Raw genomic sequence first — 6,989 nt, 5'->3', positions numbered from 1 at the left:
TGACTAAAGTCACAAGTGTGCGTAGCTATTTTTTAATCAAATAATTCATCGCCAAAATCCTCACTTGTTCTTTCAATTTCTTTTATGACTAATATTTTATTCTCTTTTTTTATCTTTTCTATATCTATGTCCATATCTGGTATATCTATAAATTCAACTTTTATCTCATCCATGACTGAGTTTATACTTTTGGCAGCTCTCTTTGAAAATACAAGCCCTTCAAGTAAAGAATTACTTGCCAGTCTATTTGCTCCATGAACACCTGTGCAACTAATCTCTCCAACTGCATATAAATTTTCCATAGATGTTTTTGAGTCCAAGTCGACATGTATCCCACCCATAAAATAATGTTGTGCAGGTGATACTTTTATATATTCCTTAGTTATATCTGTCCCTCTAGTCAAACATTCATTGTAAATGAAAGAAAATCTGTTAATTAAATATTCGCTATCTAAATGCGTTGCATCTAGATATACATAAGGTGAATTATCTTTTTCCATTTGCTCAAAAATAGCTTTTGAAACTACATCCCTAGGAAGAAGTTCATCGACAAATCTTTCTTTATTTTTATTTAAAAGTTTAGCTCCCTCTCCTCTTAGTGATTCAGATATAAGCATTCTCCTACCTTCACTATTCTCTTCATAAAAAGCTGTAGGATGTATTTGAATATACTCTAAGTTCTCTATTTTTATATCATTTTTTAAAGCTATAGCAATTCCATCACCTGTAAGGTGTCTTTGGTTGGTAGAGTTTTTGAAAAGTCCACCTATTCCGCCTGTAGCCAAAACTACCACTTTTGAAAAAACATGAATTTCTCTTTGAGATTTAAAAATTCTAGCTCCTATACACTTATTACCATCTTTTAATATATCTAAAAGATACGCATCTTCTATAAGAGTTATATTTTCTCTAGTTTTAGCTTCTTTTAATAAAGTCTTAAAAACAACCTCTCCAGTATTATCTTTACTATGAACTATTCTATTTACACTATGAGCACCTTCTCTAGTGTAATCTATTTCTCCATTTTCTCTATCTAAAGGCATACCATAATCTACTATTTGTCCTACATTTTCAATAGATTCATCTGCAAGAACTTGGACTGCTTCAACTCTATTTTTATACTGACCAGCTTTCATTGTATCTTCAACAAAAGACTCTATATCATCAATATTTCTAGCAGTTGAAATTCCACCTTGTGCAAGATATGTATTATTGTTTTCAATTGTAGATTTTGATACTACTAATACATTTAAATTTTTATCTAAATTTAATGCACAATATAACCCTGAAATACCACTTCCAACTATTAAAACATCTTGTTCTAAATTCATAAGTCTATCCCTCTATCCTTCTGCTAATCTGTGCATATTAAGCAGTGAATTTAAAGCCTTTTCCATGATTTCATCTTCTACAGTGACTTCATTTTCCATATTTTTAAGCGTACTGTATAAATTTTCTAATGTTGTCTTTTTCATATCAGTACATAGTATTCTTCCTCCAGGGATATAAAAGTTTTTATTAGGATTCTTTTTCTTTAATTCATGTAATATTCCTTCTTCAGTTGCTATTATAAAATCTTTATTTTCACTATTAGTAGCATATTTTATTATTCCTGATGTACTGCCTACATAATCTCCTAAATCCCTTACTTCCTTTTTACATTCTGGATGTACCAACACTTCTGCATCTTTATACTTATCTTTTAATTCAATTATTTCTTCAGCCTTTATATTATTGTGGTATTTGCAATATCCATCCCAAAATATAAAGTCTTTATCTGGAAATTTCTCTGCAATATATCCTCCTAAGTTTTTATCTGGAAGAAATATAATTTCTTTATTATCTATGTTTTCTAATATTTTAATTGCACTGGACGATGTAACGGAAACATCACAATGTGCCTTGACTTTAGCTGTAGAGTTTATATAACATACAACCAAAGCATTTGGATACTGTTGTTTTAGTTTTATCACGCCTTCTTCATCTACCATATCTGCCATAGCGCATCCAGCGTTACTTACTGGCATTAATACAGTTTTCTCAGGTGATAATATCTTAGCACTTTCTCCCATAAATCTTACTCCACAAAATACAACCACATCTTCGTTACAATCTCTAGCAATTTCACTTAAGTAATATGAATCACCAACTGCGTCTGCTAATTCTTGTATTTCTGGTGGTTGATAAAAATGGGCAAGTATTATTGCATTTTTTTCTTTCTTTAGCTCTTTGATTTGATATGTTAAATCTTTATCCATAATTGCACCGCTTTCTATATGTACTAGTGTATATACACCTGTAAACTCATTATATCACTTGACTATTCTTTCTTCAAGAATTTTAGACCTCTTAATATTGTTAAGATATAGACATTTACATTATCAATTGATTTATCTTTTTTACTTATATATTTAAACTATTTTTTATGTTTTTTAATTTTTTTGTAAAATATTATCAGAATTTTGTTTATATTCTTTATTGCTATAATATTGAAAATTTTACCAAACACATGTATACTAAGTACATGATTATGTGTATGTATTAATTTCTGAAATTATATTACTTTTAGTATTTTATAGAATTTGTAGGTTATTTCAATACGTATACAGAATCCAAAAATTTTATAAATGGGGTGATATTATGACAACGTTCTTAATTGGATTGGCTATATTACTAATAGGAGGTGCTTTATATGGTGCTTATTGTGAAAAAGTATTTAGCCCAGATGACAGAAAAACACCTGCTCTTGCTCAGAGTGATGGTGTAGACTATGTTCCAATGAAAAAATGGAAGAATAGTCTCATTGAATTGCTTAATATAGCTGGTACAGGACCAATTCTAGGACCTATCCAAGGTATATTGTTTGGCCCAATAGCATTTATACTAATCCCTATTGGTTGTGTATTTGGAGGAGCTTTACATGACTATATGAGTGGAATGATTAGTATAAGAGAAAAAGGAGCACAGATGCCTTCTCTTATCAGTAGATTTTTAGGTAATAAAGTATTTCAAGTCTATAATATATTCCTTTGTCTATTAATGCTTTTAGTTGGTGCAGTTTTTATTTACACACCTGGAGATTTGGTTGTTACACAAATCTTAAATATGAAGTCAACTATAAATAATCCAGTTGTATGGATAGTTTATGGAATTATTTTTGTATATTATTTATGTGCAACACTCTTCCCAATTGATAAGATTATAGGAAAAATATATCCAATATTTGGGGCAATACTACTTTTATCTGCTGCTGGTGTTGGAATCGGAATATTTACACAAGGTTATGATCTAGCTAATCTAAGTCTTGCAAATTGGAAAGGTATTCATCCTGATGGAATTCCTCTTATCCCTACATTCTTCGTTACAGTTGCTTGTGGTATAGTTTCTGGGTTTCACTCAACTCAAGCCACTCTTATAGCAAGATCAGTTTCAAATGAAAAAGAAGGAAAAACTACTTTTTATAATATGATGATTTTAGAAGGTTTAATTGCAATGATTTGGGCTGCAGCTGCTATGGGTATTTACAATAAAGGTATACCTAAGGAATTGATAGGCTCTCCTGATGTAATAGGCTTAGTTGCAAGAGATTTACTTGGTTCCATTGGTGGAGTCATAGCTATAATAGGTGTTATCATTTTACCTATAACTTCTGGAGATACAGCTTTAAGATCTCTAAGATTAATGCTTGCTGATTATTTTCATTATGACCAAAAGGAAAAGAAACATCGTGTTATACTATCAATCTGTATATTTATCCCTGTCATAGCCATCCTCATATTTGCAAAACTCAGTACTTCTGGATTTAATATATTATGGAGATATTTCTCATGGAGTAATCAAACCATCGCTATATTTGCATTTGCTATGATTACAGTCTATCTTATAATAAAAGAAAAAAATTATATTATAAGCTTGATTCCAGGTATGTTTTATTCTTTTATCATATTTAGCTATATATTCAATGCTCAAATTGGATTTAATCTAAGTATAAACATATCCTATATTTTAGCTGCTATATTTACTGTATTATACGCTGTTTTAACTGTATACTATGGTAGAAAGTTAAAAAACAAAGCAGATGTGAAACTAGCTGACTAAAATTAACCAGAGTTACACTTAAATTAAACTTTTAATATAAAAATCATAAAAAGAGGCTATCTCAAATTAGAGATTGTCTCTTTTTTATTTAACACATAAATAACTAGGTATTTACTCTTTATTGGAATATTTATCCTGAATTTCTAATATAAATAAATAAAAGTTTTAAAACAATCTACACATTTATATACTTAAAATAAATTTTTTTGGAGGAATACTTATGAATAATAAATTACATGAACTTGAAAAAAATCTACCAGAGACATCTTGTTCTTTTTGTACGCATCTTTCATTCAAGGGGCCCAGCCTAGACTATAGATATGATATTAGATGTGTTATTTCAGATACTAAGCCTGACTTTAGAGGATGTTGTGAATATTTTGAACCAGAATATACAGAATTAGATACAGGAGATTTAGATAATCTATACATAAACTTTCTTGAAACATGCCTCAAGGTGAACTACAATGATTACATCAATTCTATGTACTGGAAGTTATTTAGAGAAAGGACTTTACTAGAAAACAATTTCAAATGTTCTATATGTGGTTCAACTGAAAATACAGATGTATATCATGTCAATAGAAATTTAGGAAGAGAAACTTCAAAAGATGTAATTGTTAAATGTGATAAATGTAATTGTAAATAGGTGTATAAAATTTAAATAACTTCACATAATAAGTTTAAATAAAACTTAGGAGGTTATTTTATGAAAAATAATAATTTAAATTGCGATGCTACTAATTGTGCTTATAATACTAGTGGATACTGTTATGCTGGGAGCATAAAAGTAGATGGAATGCAAGCAACTACTACAGGAAACACTTATTGTGCTTCTTTTGAAGACAAATATACTTCTGGAATAACTAGTCGTTCTAATGATACTAATCAAGTTGATACAGACAATATCCATTGTGAAGCTGTAAAATGTAAATACAATAAAAATGAACTTTGTAAAGCTGAAAAAGTTCATATAAATTCAGGAAATGCAAGTTGTGAAACTTTTGAAATGAAATAAATTTCTTGTTATTAATTCTATAGTATTTATAAAAATCAAAATGGAACCTATAAAACAGACTTCTTTTATTAATGATGTCCATTTATAGGTTCTTTTTTAAATCAAATTATGAGTCGCATTCATAAAATAAATTATTATTGTAATACATTATCTAGAAGTAAATTTAACACCTAAAATATCCATAAGGAACATGAATATTGGAACTCCAATTAATAATCCCCATACACCCAAATAATGCTCTCCTACAAGTAAAATAATAAACACAAAGCAAACTGGAAGTTTTGTTCTATTTGACATCAGCTTAGGATTCAATATGTATGTTTCTACTGCATGTACTATACAAATCATTGCCAAAACTCCAAGTACTTTTGTTATCCCACCTATATTAAAGGCTATTACAGTTAGTGGAATTAATGATACTATAACTCCTGCCACTGGAATAAGACCTAACACGAAAATCATAAATCCTAAAGCCCATATTTGAGGGAATCCCATAAAACCTAAAAAAATCATGGAAACAACAGAGTTTATAAATGCAATCATTACTTGTACTTTCATTACTTCACCAAAATTTTTCACAAAACTCTTTCCGAAAAATACAAGGGAATTATAAATAAAAGAAATCTTACTATCTGCAAGTTTATTTCCAAATTTCTTGATATCATTTTTTTCAAGTAAAAGAAGCAAACTCAGTAAGAAGCCTAACAATATATTTACTCCAAAGCTTCCAACCTTTGTTGCTGTTGATGCTATAAGTAGCCCTGCCTGTGAAATATATTTATTAAAATCTAACTTTGAAACAACAGGATAAAGTTTTGGACCTAGAGATTGAGCAAATTGATTTACATCAAAATCACTAAAAATCCTGCTCAATTCCGTAAGTTGGACTATAATTATTGGTACAACTGCATAACTAATCAATACCAGTAATATAGCAAATAGTAAGTATAACACCACAATTATCAACGAATCTGGAATAATTCTAGAGGAAATTTTATTAATTCGTTTTCTTATGGCTACAAGTAAGTTATAGAAAATAAAAGTCATTATAAATGTTAAAAGCACCATATTTAACATGTACCAGAACGTAATTAAAATAATTACTACAACAGATATAGAAACAATTTTATATTTTGAGCCATCATGTGTCAATTCTTTGTTATCTTTCACAGTTTAAACCCTCCCCAAATTTTTATGACTTTACAGTGTCACTCTTTTTTATTCTAATTCTAAAAATAATCAAAAAGCTTTCAAAACAACTTATTAATTCTTCATAAAACAATATTAAAATTTAGAGAAGATATTTCTATACAATTACGTTTATACTAAAATCTGCTCCATATTATAAGTTTAAATTATTATTATCTATATCATATAGTAATTCATATATTTCTGGATATTCAAAAAATAAACCATCCTTTATCAATTGTCTTATTCTGTCTGTACTTACCCACTTTATATCACTTACTTCTTCTTCTTGCAAAATAGCTTTTGATATATCATACTCCTTCTTAACAAAGTATACATCCCAAAGAGTATCACCATGAATCATACTTCTAAAAACTTTCATTTCATCTTTAGATATATCTATCCCTATTTCTTCCTTTGCTTCACGAATTGCACCTTCCAAACTATCTTCTCCAGAAACAATACATCCAGTTGTCATTCCCCACATATTTGGTAATGTCTTTTTACTTTTAGACCTTTTCTGAATTAAAATCTGAGAGTCACTATTTACAATCTATACCTCAACTGCTAAATGGTAATAACCTTCTTCAATAGAATTACCTCTTTCTATAACTTTTCCTGTTTTAATTCCATCAGTATTATATAAATCCCATAATTCCATTTCCAAATCTCCTTACCTTTACAT

At 29.0% G+C, this 6,989-nt stretch carries 7 protein-coding genes; 3 read left to right on the top strand and 4 right to left on the bottom strand.

Translation table 11 applies throughout. The annotated features are described in order from the left end of the window. Positions 1–32: 32 nt before the first annotated feature. A complete protein-coding gene (locus tag Q3287_RS05970) occupies positions 33–1,331 on the bottom strand; it encodes an L-aspartate oxidase (RefSeq protein WP_407963667.1) in 1,299 nt (432 codons plus the stop codon). A 12-nt stretch (positions 1,332–1,343) separates the two neighbouring features. Further along, the gene (gene nadA / locus Q3287_RS05965; RefSeq protein ID WP_054270971.1) at positions 1,344–2,258 is read right to left on the bottom strand and encodes a quinolinate synthase NadA; all 915 of its coding nucleotides are present in this window, start codon (positions 2,256–2,258) and stop codon (positions 1,344–1,346) included. 382 nt (positions 2,259–2,640) lie between these two features. Here nadA and Q3287_RS05960 point away from each other — a divergent pair, with 382 nt between their 5' ends. The 3 genes from Q3287_RS05960 (at position 2,641) to Q3287_RS05950 (ending at position 5,116) form a co-directional block, all read left to right on the top strand. Next, complete coding sequence (locus Q3287_RS05960; protein ID WP_407963666.1) at positions 2,641–4,098, top strand: carbon starvation protein A; 1,458 nt, start codon at positions 2,641–2,643, stop codon at positions 4,096–4,098. Positions 4,099–4,318: 220 nt separating this feature from the next. Next, positions 4,319–4,747, top strand: a complete 429-nt coding sequence (locus tag Q3287_RS05955; protein WP_054270973.1) for a hypothetical protein — start codon at positions 4,319–4,321, stop codon at positions 4,745–4,747. Positions 4,748–4,807: 60 nt separating this feature from the next. Then, positions 4,808–5,116 carry a DUF1540 domain-containing protein gene (locus Q3287_RS05950; RefSeq protein ID WP_021385244.1) on the top strand — a complete coding sequence of 103 codons (309 nt, stop codon included), beginning with the start codon at positions 4,808–4,810 and terminating at the stop codon, positions 5,114–5,116. A 147-nt stretch (positions 5,117–5,263) separates the two neighbouring features. Here the strand turns inward: Q3287_RS05950 and Q3287_RS05945 are convergent, their stop codons facing one another. Both Q3287_RS05945 and Q3287_RS05940 read right to left on the bottom strand, forming a co-directional pair. After that, the gene (locus tag Q3287_RS05945; protein ID WP_074178397.1) at positions 5,264–6,286 is read right to left on the bottom strand and encodes an AI-2E family transporter; all 1,023 of its coding nucleotides are present in this window, start codon (positions 6,284–6,286) and stop codon (positions 5,264–5,266) included. A 172-nt stretch (positions 6,287–6,458) separates the two neighbouring features. Beyond that, the gene (locus Q3287_RS05940) at positions 6,459–6,857 is read right to left on the bottom strand and encodes an NUDIX domain-containing protein (RefSeq protein WP_407963670.1); all 399 of its coding nucleotides are present in this window, start codon (positions 6,855–6,857) and stop codon (positions 6,459–6,461) included. Between the last annotated feature and the right edge of the window lie 132 nt (positions 6,858–6,989).

Origin of the sequence: Clostridioides sp. GD02404, from assembly GCF_045898275.1 — a bacterium.
Taxonomy (GTDB): domain Bacteria; phylum Bacillota; class Clostridia; order Peptostreptococcales; family Peptostreptococcaceae; genus Clostridioides; species Clostridioides difficile_A.
This window is presented reverse-complemented; position numbering and strand designations above follow the sequence as displayed.